The sequence below is a fragment of the Stenotrophomonas sp. 14P6.2.3 genome (genome assembly GCF_057799055.1).
Genome location: NZ_JBYOLA010000018.1, coordinates 16,665 through 36,064, shown reverse-complemented (window position 1 = coordinate 36,064; position 19,400 = coordinate 16,665). Strand labels below are relative to the sequence as shown.

At 64.3% G+C, this 19,400-nt stretch carries 22 protein-coding genes; 19 read left to right on the top strand and 3 right to left on the bottom strand.

The features are described 5' to 3' along the window. Nucleotides 1-40 precede the first annotated feature (40 nt). The gene (locus AC27VL_RS14415; protein WP_100554428.1) at nucleotides 41-478 is read left to right on the top strand and encodes a hypothetical protein; all 438 of its coding nucleotides are present in this window, start codon (nucleotides 41-43) and stop codon (nucleotides 476-478) included. Between the two features lie 358 nt (nucleotides 479-836). On the opposite strand, the gene AC27VL_RS14410 is transcribed toward AC27VL_RS14415, so the two are convergent. Further along, nucleotides 837-2,231: a helix-turn-helix domain-containing protein gene (locus tag AC27VL_RS14410; RefSeq protein ID WP_205405728.1), complete on the bottom strand. Its 1,395-nt coding sequence runs from the start codon at nucleotides 2,229-2,231 to the stop codon at nucleotides 837-839. 87 nt (nucleotides 2,232-2,318) lie between these two features. On the opposite strand from AC27VL_RS14410, the gene AC27VL_RS14405 reads away from it, so the two are divergent. Genes AC27VL_RS14405 through mmsB form a run of 5 tightly spaced genes read left to right on the top strand, consistent with a single transcriptional unit; the run spans nucleotide 2,319 to nucleotide 7,862 of the window. After that, nucleotides 2,319-3,824: a CoA-acylating methylmalonate-semialdehyde dehydrogenase gene (locus tag AC27VL_RS14405; protein ID WP_100554431.1), complete on the top strand. Its 1,506-nt coding sequence runs from the start codon at nucleotides 2,319-2,321 to the stop codon at nucleotides 3,822-3,824. A 15-nt stretch (nucleotides 3,825-3,839) separates the two neighbouring features. Next, entirely contained in the window at nucleotides 3,840-5,006 is a 1,167-nt protein-coding gene (locus AC27VL_RS14400; protein ID WP_100554432.1) for an acyl-CoA dehydrogenase family protein, read from the top strand. Beyond that, entirely contained in the window at nucleotides 5,003-5,800 is a 798-nt protein-coding gene (locus AC27VL_RS14395; protein WP_100554433.1) for an enoyl-CoA hydratase, read from the top strand. Before AC27VL_RS14400 ends, AC27VL_RS14395 begins: the two co-directional genes overlap by 4 nt. Further along, nucleotides 5,797-6,975, top strand: a complete 1,179-nt coding sequence (locus tag AC27VL_RS14390) for an enoyl-CoA hydratase/isomerase family protein (protein WP_488767071.1) — start codon at nucleotides 5,797-5,799, stop codon at nucleotides 6,973-6,975. The genes AC27VL_RS14395 and AC27VL_RS14390 overlap by 4 nt, the downstream gene beginning before the upstream one ends. Continuing rightward, nucleotides 6,972-7,862 (top strand): 3-hydroxyisobutyrate dehydrogenase, encoded by an 891-nt coding sequence (mmsB, locus tag AC27VL_RS14385; protein ID WP_089241468.1) that lies wholly within the window; start codon nucleotides 6,972-6,974, stop codon nucleotides 7,860-7,862. The genes AC27VL_RS14390 and mmsB overlap by 4 nt, the downstream gene beginning before the upstream one ends. 148 nt (nucleotides 7,863-8,010) lie before the next feature. On the opposite strand, the gene AC27VL_RS14380 is transcribed toward mmsB, so the two are convergent. Together AC27VL_RS14380 and AC27VL_RS14375 are read right to left on the bottom strand one after the other, a co-directional pair. Further along, complete coding sequence (locus tag AC27VL_RS14380) at nucleotides 8,011-8,436, bottom strand: organic hydroperoxide resistance protein (RefSeq protein ID WP_004153735.1); 426 nt, start codon at nucleotides 8,434-8,436, stop codon at nucleotides 8,011-8,013. A 111-nt stretch (nucleotides 8,437-8,547) separates the two neighbouring features. After that, nucleotides 8,548-9,504, bottom strand: coding sequence for a cation diffusion facilitator family transporter (locus tag AC27VL_RS14375; protein ID WP_488767068.1), 957 nt, complete (start codon nucleotides 9,502-9,504; stop codon nucleotides 8,548-8,550). Nucleotides 9,505-9,886: 382 nt separating this feature from the next. Here AC27VL_RS14375 and AC27VL_RS14370 point away from each other — a divergent pair, with 382 nt between their 5' ends. The 13 genes from AC27VL_RS14370 (at nucleotide 9,887) to AC27VL_RS14310 (ending at nucleotide 19,338) form a co-directional block, all read left to right on the top strand. Then, nucleotides 9,887-10,399 (top strand): head-tail connector protein, encoded by a 513-nt coding sequence (locus AC27VL_RS14370; RefSeq protein ID WP_488767067.1) that lies wholly within the window; start codon nucleotides 9,887-9,889, stop codon nucleotides 10,397-10,399. Beyond that, nucleotides 10,396-10,746: a head-tail adaptor protein gene (locus tag AC27VL_RS14365; protein ID WP_488767065.1), complete on the top strand. Its 351-nt coding sequence runs from the start codon at nucleotides 10,396-10,398 to the stop codon at nucleotides 10,744-10,746. The genes AC27VL_RS14370 and AC27VL_RS14365 overlap by 4 nt, the downstream gene beginning before the upstream one ends. 23 nt (nucleotides 10,747-10,769) lie before the next feature. Then, the gene (gene gp17 / locus AC27VL_RS14360; protein WP_100554438.1) at nucleotides 10,770-11,126 is read left to right on the top strand and encodes a tail completion protein gp17; all 357 of its coding nucleotides are present in this window, start codon (nucleotides 10,770-10,772) and stop codon (nucleotides 11,124-11,126) included. A 70-nt stretch (nucleotides 11,127-11,196) separates the two neighbouring features. Further along, the gene (locus AC27VL_RS14355) at nucleotides 11,197-11,856 is read left to right on the top strand and encodes a phage tail protein (protein ID WP_100554439.1); all 660 of its coding nucleotides are present in this window, start codon (nucleotides 11,197-11,199) and stop codon (nucleotides 11,854-11,856) included. After that, entirely contained in the window at nucleotides 11,856-12,164 is a 309-nt protein-coding gene (locus tag AC27VL_RS14350; protein WP_100554440.1) for a phage tail assembly chaperone, read from the top strand. The genes AC27VL_RS14355 and AC27VL_RS14350 overlap by 1 nt, the downstream gene beginning before the upstream one ends. A 50-nt stretch (nucleotides 12,165-12,214) precedes the next feature. Then, nucleotides 12,215-12,472, top strand: a complete 258-nt coding sequence (locus AC27VL_RS14345) for a DUF1799 domain-containing protein (protein WP_100554523.1) — start codon at nucleotides 12,215-12,217, stop codon at nucleotides 12,470-12,472. A gap of 77 nt (nucleotides 12,473-12,549) precedes the next feature. Further along, nucleotides 12,550-13,689: a phage tail tape measure protein gene (locus AC27VL_RS14340; protein WP_100554441.1), complete on the top strand. Its 1,140-nt coding sequence runs from the start codon at nucleotides 12,550-12,552 to the stop codon at nucleotides 13,687-13,689. After that, complete coding sequence (locus tag AC27VL_RS14335; RefSeq protein ID WP_100554442.1) at nucleotides 13,686-14,015, top strand: phage tail protein; 330 nt, start codon at nucleotides 13,686-13,688, stop codon at nucleotides 14,013-14,015. Before AC27VL_RS14340 ends, AC27VL_RS14335 begins: the two co-directional genes overlap by 4 nt. Nucleotides 14,016-14,024: 9 nt before the next feature. Further along, complete coding sequence (locus tag AC27VL_RS14330) at nucleotides 14,025-15,179, top strand: hypothetical protein (RefSeq protein WP_191078460.1); 1,155 nt, start codon at nucleotides 14,025-14,027, stop codon at nucleotides 15,177-15,179. A 71-nt stretch (nucleotides 15,180-15,250) separates the two neighbouring features. Continuing rightward, on the top strand, nucleotides 15,251-16,381 hold the full coding sequence (locus AC27VL_RS14325; RefSeq protein ID WP_191078459.1) for a hypothetical protein: 1,131 nt from the start codon (nucleotides 15,251-15,253) through the stop codon (nucleotides 16,379-16,381). 1 nt (nucleotide 16,382) lies between these two features. After that, nucleotides 16,383-16,823 carry a hypothetical protein gene (locus tag AC27VL_RS14320; protein WP_488767061.1) on the top strand — a complete coding sequence of 147 codons (441 nt, stop codon included), beginning with the start codon at nucleotides 16,383-16,385 and terminating at the stop codon, nucleotides 16,821-16,823. 61 nt (nucleotides 16,824-16,884) lie between these two features. Then, a complete protein-coding gene (locus AC27VL_RS14315) occupies nucleotides 16,885-18,123 on the top strand; it encodes a hypothetical protein (RefSeq protein WP_488767059.1) in 1,239 nt (412 codons plus the stop codon). Nucleotides 18,124-18,201: 78 nt separating this feature from the next. Next, nucleotides 18,202-19,338 (top strand): hypothetical protein, encoded by a 1,137-nt coding sequence (locus AC27VL_RS14310; protein ID WP_488767057.1) that lies wholly within the window; start codon nucleotides 18,202-18,204, stop codon nucleotides 19,336-19,338. Nucleotides 19,339-19,400: the final 62 nt, after the last annotated feature.

Sequence of the window (19,400 nt, the reverse complement as noted above, 5' to 3'; positions counted from 1 at the left end):
GCGATCGATACAATCACTGCCCCTCTGCAAGGAACGCCCGATGTCCGCCCGTCAGCAACTGCTGGATCTGCTCGAACGTCTCGACGCCCGTGACCCGGAACACCTGCCGGTGGTGCCGCTGGTCACGTACTTCGAAGGCAACGATTTCGAAGAGTGCATCGCACCTAACCAGTGGGGCTACGGCCGCCCGCCGATCGCCGAGCTATACGCACGCCTGGCCGCGATTGCCGCAATGCCCGAAGTGGAAGGTGTCTACGTGGGCTTGCACCAGGATTGGGGCAGTGCGCTGGAAGACGACAGCGAATGGCCTGCGGCGGAGAACGTGCACGTGCTGACCAGCACCGACACGGCAACCGTGGAAGGTTGGCTGCAGGGCTTGGAATGCGATGGCGTCGGCGAAGGTTGGCCATATGGACAGCACATCGATGCACCGGTGCCGTCTGCGGGCAATCGCGTGCTGACCGTGTTCTGGGATTAGTAGATCCACGCCATGCGTGGATGAATCTCCATCGAAATCGAATAGTCGACAATTCATCGAAGAGCATCCACGCATGGCGTGGATCTACTGTGTCGACCAAGGTCGACACCCACCAAAAGCAGGCCATGCCGTTCCGGCAGATCGCGGAGATCTGTCGAAGGCGGGGTGGGTCCGGTTACGGGGGTGTCCGCGGCATGGATGCCGCGGCCAAGCCCCCAGGGATGGTTTTACGGCGTCCCCCGCAACCGGACCCACCCCGCCATCCCACGGAATCCCCGCTGTTGCTGTTGAGGTTGCCGGCCAGCAGCCGGCACTACCGCTTCGGCGGGTGCAGGGCGCAGCCCTGCCGAACCAACCCCTACCTTCCCGGCAACTGGGTAAACGCGCGCTGCATGCAGTCCTCGCGCGGGCACACCCGGCAGCCCGGCCCGATCGACACCGAATTGCCCGGGCTCTGCACATCCAGCCCCAGCGAATACACCAGCCTGTCCGCGTGCTGCAGGTCACAGCCCAGTGCCACCGCGAAGGTCTTGCGTGGCTGGCCGTGGCCCACCGGGCCGCTGCTGACCTGCCGTGCCAGCCAGAAATGACGGCGGCCATCGGGCATGCGCGCGGTCTGGGTGAGGATGCGTCCGGGCTGGTTGAACGCCTCGTAGACGATCCACAACGGGCACGAACCGCCCACCTGCGAGAAGTGGAAATCGGTGGCCGAGTGGCGCTTGGACACGTTGCCGGCGCGGTCCACGCGGATGAAGAAGAACGGCAGGCCCGGCGCGCTGCGGCGTGCCAGCGTACTCAAGCGATGGCAGACCGCCTCGAATCCCACGCCGAACTGGTGCGCCAGCAGCTCGATGTCATAGCTGCTGGCTTCGGCCGCGCGCAGGAAGCGCATGTACGGCATCACCAGCGCCCCGGCGAAATAGTTGGACAGGCCGATGCGCGCCTGCGCGATGCGCGCATCGTCAGTGAAGCCGGTGCGCGCGATCACCGCATCGATCTGCGGCAGGTAGCCGCGCAGCGCCAGCTCGACCGCCATCTGGAACGCCTGCTGGCCCGGCTCGAGGTAATCGGGCAGCCACAACGTGCGGCTGCCGGCATCGTACTGGCGCTTCTCCCGGCCGGCCTGCAGCGCGGCCACTTCCACCAGCACACCGTGGCGATCGGCCAGCAACTGGCGCAGCCGGGGTGCCACGTGTCCCGGCGCCAGCCCCCATTCGGCGAACAGCTGCTCGGCCAGTTCATCCAGTTCGGGGATGTGGTTGTGCATCCGGTTGAAGAACTCGCGCACCTGGTCACCGGCCGGCAGCGTGCTGCCCGCGCCTGGCTCGCCCAACTGGAATTCCAGCGCGGCGGCATGCTCGCGCAATGCCAGGTGGCGGCGGTGCAGGTCCAGCAGCGCGCGGCTGACCTGCGGCAGGTTGCCGGCCAGCGCGCGCAGTTCGGTGGCGCTGACGTCGGCCAGGCCCAGGTCGCGCAGGGTTTCGCCCAGCGACTCCTGCAGTGCGGCGGGCTCATTGTCGTCGAACAGGGCGGAAACATCGCCCAACACCTCGCCCAGCTTCTTCTGCACCGCAGGCGTCAGCGGGCGCTTGTTGCGCTCGATCTGGTTCAGGTAGCTGGCCGACAGCCCCAGTGCGCGGGCAAGGTCGGCCTGGCTGTAGCCGCGCTGCTCGCGCAGGCGCAGCAGACGCAAACCGAGTTGGCGCTGGGGGGCTGAATAATTCACAGAATTAACAGGAATCGTGGCAGGCATTGGCCAGATTAAGCGGATTCAGGCCGGAAATCGAGGTGCGTGCTGTGAATAATGCCAAGCATCTTTCGCACCCCGTGGATTGTCGTCATGACTGTTGCAGCGCCCCGTATCCGCATGCTGATCGATGGCCAGTTCGTTGAATCGGCCACCTCCCACTGGCAGGACGTGATCAATCCGGCCACCCAGGACGTGCTGGCCCAGGTGCCGTTCGCCACCACGGGTGAAGTCGACGCGGCCGTGGCCGCCGCCAAGGAAGCCTTCAAGACCTGGCGCAAGACCCCGATCGGTACCCGCGCGCGCATCTTCCTGAAGTATCAGCAGCTGATCCGCGAAAACATGAGCGAGCTGGCGCACATCCTCACCGCCGAACAGGGCAAGACGCTGCCGGACGCCGAAGGCGATGTGTTCCGCGGCCTGGAAGTGGTCGAGCATGCGGCCGCCATCGGCAACCTGCAGCTGGGCGAGCTGGCCAACAACGTGGCCAATGGCGTTGACACCTACAGCATCATGCAGCCGCTGGGCGTGTGCGCAGGCATCACCCCGTTCAACTTCCCGGCGATGATCCCGCTGTGGATGTTCCCGATGGCCATTGCCACCGGCAACACCTTCATCCTCAAGCCGTCCGAGCAGGACCCGATGGTCACCATGCGCCTGGTCGAGCTTGCCCTGGAAGCGGGCATTCCGAAGGGCGTGCTGAATGTCGTCCACGGTGGCGAAGAAGTGGTCAACGCCATCTGCGACCACCCCGACATCAAGGCCGTTTCGTTCGTCGGTTCCACCCGCGTCGGCACCCACGTGTACAACCGCGCCTCGCTGGCCGGCAAGCGCGTGCAGTGCATGATGGGCGCCAAGAACCACGCCGTGGTCTTGCCGGACGCCAACAAGGAGCAGACCCTCAACGCGATGGTCGGCGCCGCTTTTGGTGCGGCTGGCCAGCGCTGCATGGCCGCCTCGACCCTGGTGCTGGTCGGTGAAGCGCGCGGTTGGGTGCAGGACCTGGTCGAGAAGGCCAAGACCCTGAAGGTCAGTGGTGGCACGGTCGCCGGCACCGACGTCGGTCCGGTCATTTCCTGCAGCGCCCGTGAGCGTGTCGAAGGCCTGATCGCGTCGGGTGTGGAGCAGGGCGCCAAGCTGGTGCTCGATGGCCGCAAGCCGCAGGTCGATGGGTTCGAGAAGGGCAACTTCGTCGGCCCGACCATCTTTGCCGGTGTCACCACCGACATGCGCATCTACCAGGATGAAATCTTCGGGCCGGTGCTGGTCATCCTCGAAGCGGAAACGCTGGATGAGGCCATCGCCATGGTCAACAGCAACCCGAACGGCAACGGCACCGCGCTGTTCACCCAGAGCGGTGCAGCCGCACGCCGGTTCCAGGAAGACATCGACGTCGGCCAGGTCGGCATCAACGTGCCGATCCCGGTGCCGGTGCCGCTGTTCTCGTTCACCGGTTCGCGCGCTTCCAAGCTCGGCGACCTGGGCCCGTACGGCAAGCAGGTGGTGCTGTTCTACACGCAGACCAAGACCGTCACCGCGCGCTGGTTCGACGACGAGACGCTGAGCCACGGCGTCAACACCACGATCAGCCTGAAGTAACAGCAGGGAGCAGCCATGAGCCACTCGATGACGACGGAACAGGAAGAAGCGCAGCAGGCGTACCGCGAAGCGGCGCGCGACTTCGCACAGGCCGAACTGGCGCCGCACGCCGCGCGATGGGATGCGGAGGGCATCTTTCCGCGCGAGGCGATCGCCAAGGCCGGTGAACTGGGCTTCTGCGGTCTGTACATGGACCCGGAAGTAGGTGGCAGCGGCCTGAGCCGACTGGACGCCGCCGTCGTCATCGAGGAGCTCGCCAACGTCGATCCGTCGACCGCGGCCTACATCAGCATCCACAACATGGCGTCGTGGATGGTGTCCAAGTGGGGCCAGCCGGCCCTGCGCGATGCATGGGGCAATGACCTGTCATCGGGCAGCAAGCTGGCCTCGTACTGCCTGACCGAGCCGGGTGCCGGTTCGGATGCGGCCTCGCTGAAGACCAGCGCCGTGCGCGATGGCGATTTCTACGTGTTGAATGGCTCCAAGGCCTTCATTTCCGGCGCCGGTGCCACCGAACTGCTGGTGGTGATGGCACGCACCGGCGGTGCTGGTGCAGGCGGGGTCAGCGCGATCGCGGTGCCGGCCGATCTGCCGGGCATCAGCTACGGCCGCAAGGAAGAGAAGATGGGCTGGAACAGCCAGCCCACCCGCGGCATCACCTTCGAAAACGTCCGCGTGCCGGTCAGCCACCTTCTGGGAGAGGAAGGCGGCGGCTTCAAGCTGGCGATGAAGGGGCTCGATGGTGGTCGTATCAACATCGCCGCCTGCTCGCTGGGTGCTGCGCAGGGTGCGCTGGATGCAGCGCGCCGCTACATGGGCGAGCGCCGCCAGTTCGGCAAGGCGTTGTCCGAATTCCAGGCACTGCAGTTCAAGCTGGCCGACATGGCCATCGAGCTGGTCGCGGCGCGGCAGATGGTGCATACCGCTGCGCGCAAGCTCGATGCCGGTGCCAGCGATGCCAACGTGTGGTGCGCGATGGCCAAGCGTTTCGCCACCGATGCGGGCTTCAACATCTGCAACGAAGCCCTGCAGATCCACGGTGGCTACGGCTACATCCGCGAATATCCGATCGAGCGCCTGCTGCGCGACAGCCGCGTGCACCAGATCCTGGAAGGCACCAACGAGATCATGCGGGTGATCGTTGCCCGTCACCTGCTCAACACCGAAGAGGAACTGCGATGAAGGATTGGCGTACCCAGGAGCACGTGGGCCTGAAGGTCGAGGCCGATGGCCACACCGCCGTGGTCACCCTGAACAACCCGCCGGCGCATACCTGGACCGTGCACAGCCTGTCGGCGCTGCGCGACCTGGTGGGCGCGCTCAACGCAGACCGCGACATCTACGCGCTGGTGATCACCGGTGACGGCGAGAAGTTCTTCTCCGCCGGTGCCGACCTCAACCAGTTTGCCTCCGGCGACAAGGCGGCCGCACGCGAAGCGGCGCGCCGTTTCGGTGAAGCCTTCGAGGCGCTGTCTGCGTTCCGTGGCGTATCGATTGCTGCGATCAACGGCTACGCCATGGGCGGCGGCCTGGAATGCGCGCTGGCCTGCGATCTGCGCATCATCGAAGACCATGCCCAGGTTGCGCTGCCGGAGGCCACCGTTGGCCTGCTGCCGTGCGCCGGTGGCACCCAGAACCTGCCGCGCCTGGTCGGCGAGGGCTGGGCCAAGCGCATGATCCTGCTCGGCGAGCGCATCAACGCCGAGACAGCGGTGCGGATTGGTCTTGCCGAAGAAAAGGTCGGCAAGGGCGAATCCAAGGCGCTGGCACTGGAATGGGCGAAGAAGGCTGGCAAGCAGAGCCCGACCAGCATCGCCGCCTGCAAGACCCTGGTGCAGTCCACCCGCACCGGCACCCATGCTTCAGCACTGGTGGCCGAGCGCGAGGCCTTCGTCGATCTGTTCGACACCGCCGATCAGGTCGAGGGCGTGAGTGCCTTCCTTGAAAAGCGCGCCGCGCAGTGGAAGAACGCATGACTGCGGTCGACACGAACGTTGCCGAAGCACCGGTACTGTTCGAAGAACGCGCCGCTGGCAACGGCACGCGCATCGGCATCGCCACGCTCAACGCACCGCGCACGCTCAATGGCTTCTCGTTGCCGATGGCGCACCTGCTGCTGAAGCAGCTCAACGCCTGGGCCGACGATGACGGCATCGCGCTGGTGGTGCTGCAGGGCGCGGGCGAAAAGGCATTCTGTGCCGGCGGTGATCTGCACAGCCTGTACCAGAGCATGCTCGCCTACCGCGAGGCCGGCCACACGGACATCCGCGAGAACGACTACGCCGCCGAGTTCTTCGACGTCGAGTACCGCGTCGACTACCTGATCCATACCTACGCCAAGCCGATCCTGTGCTGGGGCCATGGCATCGTGATGGGCGGCGGCATCGGCCTGATGTCCGGCGCCAGCCATCGCGTGGTCAGCGAGCGTTCCAAGCTGGCCTTCCCGGAAATCACCGTGGGCCTGTTCCCCGATGTCGGCGGCAGCTGGTTGCTGCCGCGTGTGCCGGGCAACGGTGGCCTGTTCCTGGCACTGACCGGTGCGCTGCTCAACCCCGGCGATGCGATCTATGCCGGCCTGGCCGACGTGCACGTGGCCGAGGAACGCCGCAGCGCGGTGTTCGATGCGCTGCTGCAGGTCGCGTGGTCGGCCGATGCTGCACGCAACCACGAACGCCTGTCGCAACTGCTGCTGTCGTTCGCCAGTGATGCGGCTACTGGTCCGCTGCTGGCCAATGCCGCGCAGGTCGATGCGCTGTGCGAAGGCGATGATCTCGCCGCCATCGTCGAACGCATCAGCACCCTGCAGACCGATGATGCCTGGTTGCAGGCCGCACAGAAGACGCTGGCCGCCGGTGCGCCGGGTTCGGCACGGCTGGCCTTCGAACTGCAGCGCCGCAGTGCTGGTCAGGACCTGGCGAGCGTGTACCGGCTGGAATACATCACGGCCCTGCATTGTGCTGCGCATGGCGATTTTGCCGAAGGCATCCGCGCGCTGCTGATCGACAAGGACCGCACTCCATCGTGGAACCCGGCCACGCTGGTCGAGGCCAGCCGCGCATGGGCCGATACGTTCTTCGCTTCTCCCTGGGCCGATGCCGCGCATCCGCTGGCCGACCTGGGCACCCCTGTCGTTGAAAGGAGCCTGGCATGAGCCGCATAGCATTCATTGGGTTGGGCAACATGGGTGGCCCGATGGCCGCCAATCTGGTCAAGAACGGCCACACCGTGCGCGTGTTCGATCTGGTGCCGGCCGCTGTACAGGCCGCTGTCGATGCAGGCGCCAGTGCTTCTGCATCGGCACGCGAGACCCTGGCTGACGCCGAGGTGGTGATCTCGATGCTGCCGGCCAGCCGCCACGTCGAAGGCGTTTACCTGGGCGACGACGGCATCCTTGCCGCGATTCCCGCCGGTGCGCTGGTCATCGACTGCAGCACGATCGCCCCCGCCAGCGCGCGCAAGGTTTCCGAAGCGGCCGCCGCACGGGGCCTGCAGATGATCGATGCACCGGTGTCTGGTGGTACTGCCGGTGCACAGGCCGGCACGCTGACCTTCATCGTCGGTGGTGAGGAGGACGCGCTGGAACGCGCCCGCCCGGTGCTGCAGGCAATGGGCAAGAACATCTTCCATGTGGGTGCCAGCGGCGCCGGCCAGGTCGCCAAGCTGTGCAACAACATGGCGCTGGGCGTGATCATGGCCGTCACCGGCGAAGCCATCGCGCTTGGCGTGGCGCACGGGCTGGACCCCAAGGTGCTGTCGCAGATGATGGCGGTCAGCACCGGCCGCAGCTGGGCCACCGAAGTGTGCAACCCGTGGCCGGGCGTGCTGGAAAACGCACCGGCGTCGCGCGGCTACAGCGGCGGTTTCGGCAGCGACCTGATGCTGAAGGACATGGGCCTGGCGGTGGAAGCGGCGATGAGCGTCGGCGCCTCGATCCCGCTGGGCGAAGTGGCCCGCAATCTGTATTCGATGAATCACCAGGCCGGGCGCGGCAAGCTGGATTTCTCCAGCGTCGTGCAGCTCATTACGAGCGAGAAGTGACCTGGTAGTGCCGGCCGCTGGCCGGCAACCTCATGCCCCCTTGCGGGACAGCGAAGGTGGGATGGGCGGATGCACGGTTTCGACCGGCATCCGCCCATTTTTTTGCCCAGTCGTTTGGTAGTGCCGGCCGCTGGCCGGCATCACCGCATCAGGCAACGATCAGCGTCACGTCGATGTTGCCGCGGGTAGCGTTGGAGTACGGGCAGACGATGTGCGCCTTCTGCACCAGTTCTTCCACCTGCTCGCGCGGCACGCCCGGCACGTTGATGGTCAGCTCGGCTTCGATGCCGAAACCGGTCGGGATCTGGCCGATGCCGACCTTGCCGGTCACGGTGGTGTCGGCCGGCAGCGCGACCTTGGCCTGGCCGGCGACGAACTTCAGTGCGCCGAGGAAGCAGGCCGAATAGCCCGCAGCGAACAGCTGTTCCGGATTGGTACCCGGGCCGCCAGCGCCGCCCAGCTCGCGCGGGGTCGACAGCTGGATGTCCAGCACGTTGTCGGAGGACACGGAACGGCCTTCACGGCCGCCGGTGGAGGTGGCCTGGGCGGTGTACAGAACCTTTTCGATGGACATCGGGATGCTCCTGGTCAGTGGGTGGGTGGTGCGTTGGAGCCTACTTTGCCCGGATTCTGCACACGTTGGGTTACAACAAGTCCGAAAAGCTTGATTGAACGTCCTGTCAGCCTAGATCGTCCATTCCCGGTCAGTGGTGAACATGATGGTCAGCCAGCGGTCCGGCGACGATTCGCCCAACGCATCACCGATTTCATCGCGCAGGTGGTCCCACTCCAGCAGGGGCCGCGGCGGGTCGTCCTCGCGCACCACGAAGAACAGCTCGATCTGTTCACCACGGCCTACCTGGGCCACGTAGCTGCGGTGTTCGACGAAGCCGTGCTTTGCAACGATTCCCCGCGCCACCGCATCCACGTGCGCCTGCAGTTCCGGCGGCGTGACCAGCAGGATGCCGGCCAGCGCGCGCCGCACCGTGCCTAGCGGCGCGATCATCACCAGCACGCAGACGAACGCCAGGATGGCCGGATCGATGTAGGGTCCGACCCATGCCCACGACGTGCCGTGCACCAGCACACCGCCGAGGAAGGCCGCCAGGTAGCAGGCCGACATGCTCGCGGCGATCACCCAGTTCTTCGCATCCAGCGCGATGAACTCCGAGCCGATGCGCCGGTTCGCACGCAGCACGAACCAGGCCAGCGCGCTCTCGGCCACGATCGACAGCGCCGCGAAAATGATCGCGGGGCCAAGCGCGATCTGCCGCCCACCCGACATCAGCGCATCGACCGCATTGACCAGTGCATACAACGCTGCACCAATCATCAACGTACCGCTCACTCCCAGCACGATCGGTTCCAGGTGCCAGAACCCCATGGTGAAGCGCTGGTTGAGGCGCGACTGCAGGGCGTCGGTCTGGGTGGACAGCGCGATCAGCCGCGCGACCAGCAGCGACAACCAGGTCATCACCACGTCGATCAGGCCGTAGATGCCATCGAAGATGATCAGCGAAGAATTGGCCAGCAGGCCGAACACCACCGCCGCTGCAGCCAACAGCAGCGAGCCGACGATGGACAGGCGCAGCACGCCCTGTTCGGTGCGTGTATCGAAGTAGCGTTCGGTGGTGGCAGGCATGCGGGAATCCAGCGGTGAACGCGCTGCGGAAGCGGCGCTACACCATTCTATCCAGACGACCGCACGCCTCTGTGACCGCACTGACGCAGGCCCCGGAAAAGTCACCAGACTGGTGACGGTTTACGGATTGACGGGTGCACACCTGCAGCGTATCTTTTCAACCACGATGACATACAAGCCTCTGGCGACCGCCGGGGGCTTTTTGCGTTTATGCCGCCCGCGGCGCCTTGTCATCGTGCTTGCGGCCCTGCCATTCCTGGTGGGGCCGTTTCTGTTTCCGCCCCGACCCTGCCCCTTTTCGCGCCGTCCTAGATGACAGCGTGCGGCGTAGCCGCGTGCGCAGGGTCGGGGCATCCAACATCCATCAACGAAGGAGGATTCGATGCCCCTGCTGACACTTGAGCAGTGCCGCACGCACTGCCGTATCGACGGCGACTACGACGACGCGATCCTGGGCGACCTGCTGGCGGCCGCAACCGACGCGGCGTCGGCCTACCTGGGACGGACGCTGTTTGCCGACCAGCCGGCACTGGACCTGGCGCTTGACCAGTTGCCGCAGGACATGGCGGCGGCGGTGACCGGGCATGAAGCCGCGGTTGCCGCCGCCAATGCCGAGACCAACGCGGCCAAGGCAAAGGCCATGCGCGACGTTGCGGATCGCCGCTTGGCCGTGGCCACCGAGCGCAGCGCGAAGTTGCTGCAGGGCCTGCCGGCCAACGACAGCATCCGCGCTGCAGTGCGCCTGCTGCTGGGCCACCTGTATGCGCATCGGGAAGCGGTGGTGGTTTCCACATCCGCCATCGACGTGCCGATTGGCAGTGTCGCCATCGCGATGGCGCTGCCGTTCGGCGTCGCCGCGCTGCTCGATCCCTACCGACTGGCGGCGATCCCATGAACGCCGGCCACTTCAACCGTCGCATCCGGGTCGAGCGGCAGGACGGTCGCGTAGATGCGTGGGGACAGCCGCTGGATGCCTGGCAGCCGGTGGCCGAGCTATGGACCGCGATCACCGCCGATGCCACCAACAGCATGCAGCGGCTGACGCTTGATAGCCGACTGCCGGCAACGATCCGCCGCCAGCGGTTCCATGTCCGCCTTGCGGCCGCGCGGCAGGCCGGCATCCAGGCCGGCATGCGCATCGTGCACGACGGCAGGGTCTTCGACATCACCGGTGTTGCCCCGGACTTCAGTCGGCGCCAGACCACGGTGCTGTTCACCGAACAGTCTTCAGGCACGGCCTGAGTGACGCCAACCAGGACACTGCGATGAGTTACGAAGCACAGCTGCATGCGTTGCTGGGCCCCCTGCTGCAGGGCCGGCTGCATCCCGATGTTCCGCCGGAACCGGTCATCTACCCGTGTGCTGTCTACCAGCAGGTGGGTGGACAGTCCGTGTGGTTCAACGAAGGTTCCATTCCCGGACAGAAACACGCTCGCGTGCAGCTGACGGTCTGGGCAGACAGTCGCGCCCAGGCCAACACCCTGATCCGCGACATCGAAGACAAGGTCTGCGCGGGACTGCCGACGGCCGAGTCATTCGGCGCTGCAATCGCCGTGCATGAACCCGTGCTGCGCAAGTACGGCGCGCGGCTCGATTTCGGCCTGTGGTACGCCGACCTGTAAACCGCTTCATCCGTGCAACACCCCAACCCGGCAACCGCCGGGTTTTTCTTATCCAACGAGGAAATACACCATGGCACTCAAGCTTCCCAAGGGCACCCAGTTCGGCTTCGCACCGGTCATCTCCACCGCCATCGCTACCACCGCCATCTCCAAGGCCGCGCCGGCACTGGCCAGCGTCGCCGCCAACAGCGTCGACACCGGCGATGTGGTGGTCATTGAACTGCCGGGCTGGCCGGCCCTGAACAACCGTGCGACCCGTGCCGGTGCTGAAGCCACCGGCAGCGTTGAACTGCTGGGCATCGACACCACCGACAACGTGCTGTTCCCCGCCACCAGCGGTGCCGGCGTGCTGCGCAAGGCCGGTGTCTTCGTCGACCTGGACCAGCAGGGCGACCCGACCACCGCCGGTGGCGAGCAGCAGTACTGGAGCGGCACGCTGCTGGAGGACCCGACCGGCCGCCAGGTGCAGATGCCGACCTTCAAGAACGCCAAGACCATCACCCTGCCGCTGTTCTACGATCCGAAGAAGCCGTGGTACTCGGCCCTGAAGAACGTCGACGCCAAGGGCGAACCGGTGATCCTGCGTGCCAAGCTGGTCGGCGGCGACGTGCTGTACTGGTACGGCTACCTGAGCTACAACGGCGACCCGACCATGGCCGCCAACACCCCGATGGGCACCACCGCGACCTTCACCGCGCTGGCTGACTCCATCCTGGTCGAGGGCGCCTGATGTTCCAGGTAAAGGCGCCGGAGAGTTTCAGGAGCACCCTGACCATCATCGGTCACGGTCGCGAGCAGAAGCTCAACCTGACCTACCGTCATCTGCCGGTGGCTGACTACGCCAGTCTGCTGGAGCGGTTGGCCGAGGACGAGCTGAGCGTGGCACAGGCGATCCTGGACATCGTGGTGGATTGGGATGCCGATGTGGCGCTGGACACCGCCGGCGTCGAGCTGGCGCTGCAGCAGCAGGCCGGCCTCGATGGCGCGATCATCGGTGGCTACACCCAGGCCCTGCAGGTCGCACGCAAGGGAAACTGATCGAGGCGGTGGGGGCCCTGTACTGGCGGGCCCCCACCGAATCCGAGCTGATGCAGCTTGGATTGAAGGCAAAGCACTTTCCGCCACCACAGGTCGAGTTGTGGCCGGAGTGCGTGCTTCCCATCGAACTTTTCTCGCGGGTTGCCACCCAGTGGCGCGTCGGCGCAGGTGGCCCGATCGGGCTGGACTACAACGTGGTCTACCAGGAGCTGGAGCGCGAGGCACTCGCGCCGGACAAGCGCGATGAAGTGATGGCGGGAATCCGCATCATCGAACGCGCGGCTCTGGAGCACATGCAACAGCACTAAGCCGCCATCGGCACCTGCCGATGGCTCTATCATGGCCCCGCCACCGCGCGGGGCCTCCTTCATGCCAGGAGAATTTCATGAGCGATACAACGCTCAGTGACTCGGCTGCCGCTGTCAAGGTCAGCGCGATCGTCGCCTCCGCCGCACAAGCGGCAACGCAGAGCGTGAGCCAGCTCGCCACCGCTGCACAGCAGCTGCCCGTCCAGCTCACCCAGGCCACAGTGCTGCACCAGGCACTGAATACTGTCATGAGCAGCAGTGTTTCCATGATGAGCACACTGGTGCAGCAACTGACCGCGACGGCAATGAAAGCGGCTGCCACGCAGGCAGCTATCGAGAGCCGACAGGCCAACCCTCTGAGCACGGGTGCGCTGGGCGTCGCGCCGTTTGCTTCGATCAACGTACCCGACTTCGTTGAAAAACAGCGGAAGTACGGCAGTGGAATGCTCAACGGCGTGCCCCTGCTTCCGCCCGAGAAGAAAGAAGCGACTGAAGAAGCAGACAAGAAGACGGGCTTTGCCGGTGCAGGAAAAGGTGTGGAGGCTGCATTTGACAGCTATCTGAGCAAGGCTGAAGACACTGCGACAACGACGAAGGCGGCCTTCGACAAGGCCTTTGCCGGCGCCGAGACGGCGCTCTACAAGTTCGTGACCACGGGCAAGTCCGGCTTCCGCGACCTCACCAAAGCCATCATTGCCGATCTCGAACGCATCGCCCTGCAGCAGGCGATCGTATGGGGGGTGAAGACCATCGCCAGCTTCTTTGGCGGAGCCAGCGCAGCACCCAGTTCCAGCTTTGCGAGCGGGTTCGGCAACAACACGGGCTGGTTGAGCGGCGGCAACATGACACCCAATGCACTCGGCGGCGTCTATGCATCGCCCAGCCTGTCGGCTTACTCCGGTGGCATCTACAACACCCCGCAGTTGTTCGCCTTCGCCAAGGGCGCAGGCGTATTCGGTGAAGCGGGGCCTGAAGCGATCATGCCGCTGCAGCGCGGGCCCGACGGGCGCCTGGGAGTGGCGGCACACGGTGGCGGTGGCGGTGTGGGAGTCAACATCCGCATCGACAACAACGGCGGCAAGGAAGTCACCAGCAACGAAAGCATGCTGCAGCAGTTCGGTAACGAGATCGGCCAGTTCGTGGAACGCAAGTACCGCGACCTGCAGATGCGTGACATGAAGGCTGGCGGCGTCCTCAGCAGGAGTGCAGCACGATGACCGACACCTTTACCTGGGCAGCAACCAGTCAGAGCACTGGCACCACCACCGCCACCGTCAAGCGTGCGCGCTTCGGCGATGGATACGCGCAGGCCGCGCCGGATGGGCTCAATGCCCGCCTGCGCAGCTACCAGCTGCAGTTCGTCGGCAATCGCAGGACGATCAGCGAGATCGTTGCCTTTCTGGATGGCCATGTGGGCCAGAGCTTCTTCTGGCGAGGTCCGCTGGGTACCGGCCTGTACGGCTGCGACACCTACACCGACAGCCATCTGGGTGGATCGGTGTTCAGTATCACCGCGACGTTCGAACAGACGTACCAGCCGTAGGAGATGGCAATGGCAAGGAAAATCATCGACCTCGATTCCGTTCAGCCGAACGGAAAGCGGGGTGAAACACAGCGCCCGGCATTCACCAAGATCAATGAGAACTTCGCGGAGGTCTACGATGCCTTGGTCGACGTGGCGAAGATCCCGGAGACCGTGGACGATGCCATTACCGAGCGCGTCCCGGGTAGAAATCTCCTCATCAACGGTGGCCTGCAGTTCTGGCAACGCCGGAACTCTGGCCGGGTCGGCAGCGGGGCAGGAACGCTCGGGGCGGAAACATTCTTCGCCGATCGCTTCTCCAACTCTGCGTTGAACTGCAGCCAGGACATCCAGCGCGTGGTGTATGACGGCCAGCAGATCGGCTATCCGGACGACACCCGCTCCATCCTTGTCTGCACGGTCTCCGGGGCCGTCGCCAGCAGTGGTGCCTGGATGGGGCAGAGGATCGAAGGTGTGCGCAGTGCCGGCGGCGCAATCACGATTTCGGTCTGGGCGAACGGCGACGTGGCCGGCCGCAAGGTGGGGGTGCGGGTCATCCAGGACTTCGGAACCGGTGGGTCGCCTGCGGCACAGACGTCCACCGAGGCGGGTGTGCTGACGTTGACCACCGGGGCAACGCGGCAGTCGCTTACCGTTACGTTGCCGAGCACCAAGGGCAAGCAGCTGGGTAGCAACGGTAACGACCACATCTACGTGGTCTTCGATCTCTGCGCCGGTGGCTACGGAGGTGCACTGGCAGGCCAGAACGGCTCATTCGGTTTCACCCAGTTCCAAGTCGAATCCGGGCGTGCCGCGACGCGATTCGATTGGCGACCACCCGGCGTGGAACTGGCCCTGTGTCAGCGCTATTACGAGAAGAGCTACAACCTGGAGATCCAGCCCAATACGCCGCACAACGAGGGCCGTGAGGCATTCTCGCTGAACACCCAGGGGGTGGCCCACTACCAGAGCGTGCGATTCCAGGTCAGCAAGCGCGCCCATCCGTACGTGATGATCATCTCGGCCGACAACATTCAGCAGGATGGACACATCGCGGAAGACAACATCTCCCGCGTTCCCTGCCTGGTCAACTACGCATCTCCATCCGGCTACGAAGTGAGCTGGACCAACAACCCAGGCCGATGGGGCGGGTGGTGGCACTGGTGGGCCGACGCTGAGCTCTGATCAGGAAAGGCCAGCCCATCAACGGCCACGACGTTGTACCTCGCGGCCATCCAGACTTCAGGAAACCAGCAATGGCAAGAAAGACGATCGACCTTGATTCCATTCAGCCGAATGGAAAGCGAGGTGAAACACAGCGCCCGGCGTTCACCAAGATCAACGAGAACTTTGCGGAGGTTTACGACGGTCTGGATGATGTGCAGGACGCAATCCGAGAGACGTTGGATGGGGCCACCGGCCTGCGGATCTCAGCGGGGAACCGCCTGATCAATGGTGCCTTCCGCTTCTGGCAGCGAGGGTTGAGCAGGACGGTTGTCTCCCCTCTTGCGGTGTATGTTCCGGACAGGTTCCAGATCGTGTGCACCGGTGCCGGGCAGATAGCGGCAAGCCGGCAGGAATTTGCAACGCCGGAGTTCGGTGTAGCCAGCTACATGAACTGCGATCTCTCCGGATCGACGGCCTCCACCGAGGCGTTCTTCACCCAGCCGGTAGAAGGTGTACAGACACTGGCAGGTTCGAAGGTGACGTTGAGCATGCAGACCTGGGCGAGCACGCCCGGGAAGAAGATCGGTGTGCGCTTCATCCAGAATTTCGGGGCGAATGGATCGACCGACGTCATCGTTCACGCCCAGGCACAGGAGATCGGAACGGCAGCATCCCTACGCTCCTTCACTGTTGATCTGCCGAGCATCACAGGCAAGAAAGTGGGGCCGAACAGCAAGCTCCATGTGATCGTGGACCTGGCCGCACCGGCGGCCTACGCAGGTGCGCTCACGGCTCAGTCTGGCTCCTTCTCGTTCACCTGCATGCAGCTGCAGAAGGGCGCCGTGGCAACCGAGTACGAGCATCGCAACGATTCGGAGGAGCTGCTTCTGTGCCAGCGCTACTACGAGAAGAGCTACAACGTCGACGTTGCTCCGGGAACTGCCGATGGTGCCGGTCGAGACAACCAGTTCTATGACCGGTCGGTCGGTGTAGGCAGTACATCGCATATCCGATGCCGGGTGCTGAAGCGGGCGACGCCGGCCTACACCGTCTACAGCGATGTCACCGGCGCGGCCGGAAGAATAGCGGGTGCAGATGGTGGCGTTGGCACAGTTACCGCGATCGTCAATCCAGGCCAGTCCGGCGCGCAGGTCAATTACGTTTCGGCTGCGGGAACCTGGGGTTCTTCCTTCCATTGGACGGCGGACGCGGAGATCTGACATGTATCAACTTACCGACCAAGCCGACATCATCAAGTGCACGGAGACCGGCACCTTCATTCCTCGCGGACACTGGATGTGGGGGGGCTACCAGGAGTGGCTGATGGCCGGAAATGTAGCGCAGCCGGCTCCGCCTCCCTACGCAGTCAATTCGCCCGAACATCAGCGGGTGCTGCGTGGGCACGCGTGGGCATGGATGCTGACGCACATTCAAGCGCGCGGCTACGACTCCATCGAGAGTTGCTGCAGCTACATCAACAGTTCCGTTCAGCGCTTTGCCCAGGAGGCTGTCGCCATGGTCGCCTGGCGTGATGCGGTGAGCATTGCCCTGCAGCGAATGGCGATGGAGTGCACGGACGGAGTGCAGACCTGGGAGCAGCTGAAGGTGTTGTTACCACAGCCCGCGGCATTCGAATGGCCAGCGGCGGACGCTGCCTCGTGACCCACAAACGCCATTGTTGCCATCGTGCCTGAGGCACGTCGTAGGCAACGAGGACCAGAACATGACAAGAAAGATAATCGACCTCGATACCATTCAGGCGAATGGTAAACGGGGTGAAACACAGCGCCCGGCCTTTACCAAGATCAACGAGAATTTCGCCGAAGTGTATGGCGCCTTGGGCAGTGTTGCGACCATCGTGGAAGACGTCGAGCAACTGAAGACGGAGATCCAGGCTGAAGCAGACCAGGCAAAGGCGGAGGTCCAAGCGGCCATCAGAACGCTTCCTGCTGCTGTTGACAATGCCATTCATGGGCGCATTCCCGGCAAGAACCGGCTCATCAATGGCAATTTCGACTTCTGGACAAGAGGAACGCCGGTGACGCAGACCGGCTATGGCCCGGATAGGTGGTTCGTTCAGATTGGATCGATGGTCGACGCTGGGCTTTTTGCAAACAACAACGTGCCAGGGGACGGTGTATTCGGTAATGCGCGTCTCTCGATGGGTGCCAATTCGAACGACAACACCGATGCCTTCGGGCATTACTTTGTGTTCGAACAACGGGTTGAGAATGTCCGCACGTTTGCTGGCGTACTCAGCACTGTGTCCTTCACCGTCTACAACTCAGGGGCGCCTGGGCGAAAGATCGCGGTTGAGTTCCTGCAGAATTTCGGTACCGGTGGCTCAGAGACGATACTTGGGTTGAACGCAGAGGTCTTCAGCCTGGATGTAGGTATCAACCACATCAGCAAGACGACCACGCTACCGTCGGTCTCCGGCAAGACAGTGGCGAGCACGAATCACTACGTGGCAGTGGCCGTATGGCTGTCATCCGGTAGCGGATTCGACGTGCGGAACGCCGGTCTCGGGGCGCAGTCGGGGCAGCTGTTCTTCGGGCAGTTGCAGTGGGAGGAGGGAGGCACGGCGACCGGCTATGACACCCGGCTTCTTTCCCATGAAGCGGCGCTGTGTGGCTGGTACGCGCAGCGCATCGACATCAATGCGGGAGACGCATTTTCGGTGTGTACGGCCCTGGGGCAGTTCGACTGCGTAGGCCAGCTGGCATTTCAACCGATGCGCAGCAAACCCTCGGCGCGGACCCTTGGCAGCGGTGTGAACATGACCGGATTTGGCATCAACGGTGGCAATGCTCCTGGCTCGTCGTTCAACGTCATCCCGGTTTCGGTATCGGGCGCGGCGATCACAGCTGGCGTTGCAACAGGTGGCATGTCACCAGGTGCCTCGGGCTATGTCGCGCCGAAATCCGGTGGCATCAGCATCATCTTCGAGGCCGAGATCTGAGGCACTCAGCGCTGGCCATAGTGGCCAGAGCACCAGGGCCAGCCGCAGTGCGGATCGCCCAGAATCGGGAACACAGCAATGGCTAGAAAGACAATCGACCTCGATACCATTCAAGCGAATGGTAAGCGAGGGGAAACACAGCGCCCGGCGTTCACCAAGGTCAACGAGAATTTCGCCGACGTCTACGCGGGCCTGGACGAGGTCCAGGCAGCGGTCGACAGCCTGGACAGCCGCATGGCAGGCCGCAACCGCCTGATCAATGGCGACTTCCGGGTGTGGCAACGTGGAAGCACCTTCGCGGCCGCGACAGGGGCGCGCTACACCGCAGATCGATGGCTGGTGAATGCGCAGGGCAGCACCATCTCGGCATCACGCGACGATATCGCCGCAGGTGGCGGCGCGGGTGGAAGGTTGCTTGCGGGCTCCAGGCACATGCTGAAGCTCGCCGTTGAAAGCGCTGCAGGTGCGGACAACATGGCACTGGTCCAGCAGCGCATCGAGGATGTGCGGACGTTCGCCGGGAAACGGGTCACGATCAGCTTCAAGGCGCGGGCCACGGTCGATAATTTCAAGGTCGGTCTTGAGTTCCAGCAATCCTTCGGCACCAATGGATCGACGGCCGCTGACAGTATTGGCGGTGCGATCACGCTCGATACGATGTGGCGTTGGCATCAGTTGACCGTGGATGTCCCTGGCATCGCCGGCAGAACCCTTGGAACCAACGACTACCTGCAGCTCAGCCTGTGGCTTGACGCCGGCGCCACCTTCGCCGGCCGCGCCTTCGGGGCGGGGCAGAAGAGTGGCGTGGTCTATCTGGCTGAAGTACAGATCGAGGAGGGCGATACCGCGACCGACTTTGATCGCCGGCCGGAGGCACTGGAACTGCTGTTGTGCCAGCGCTACTACGAAACGGTCGAGGTGAACCGGATCCTGGGCATCACCTACACGGCAAACGGCGATTCACGCGCCTGCATCCCGTTCAAGGTGCGCAAGCGGGTGCCGCCCATTACCGCCTCACCACCTACGGCGCTCAATCTGGTGGGTTTCGGCTCCGAGGGCAGCCTCATCAACTTCAACGGCGGGAATCCCGGCTGGCAGTCCACCGTGGACGCGGCCGTGCTGTCGTCGATGTCCAACAACATGCAGCAGTGGGGCGCTGTGGTGGTGTGGTCAACCACATCGCAGATCCTTGTGTACGCCGATGCGGAGCTCTGATCCATGAGCGAGTCCACCACCGAAGCCGGTCGCATCGCCTGCTTCACCACCAATGCCTCACT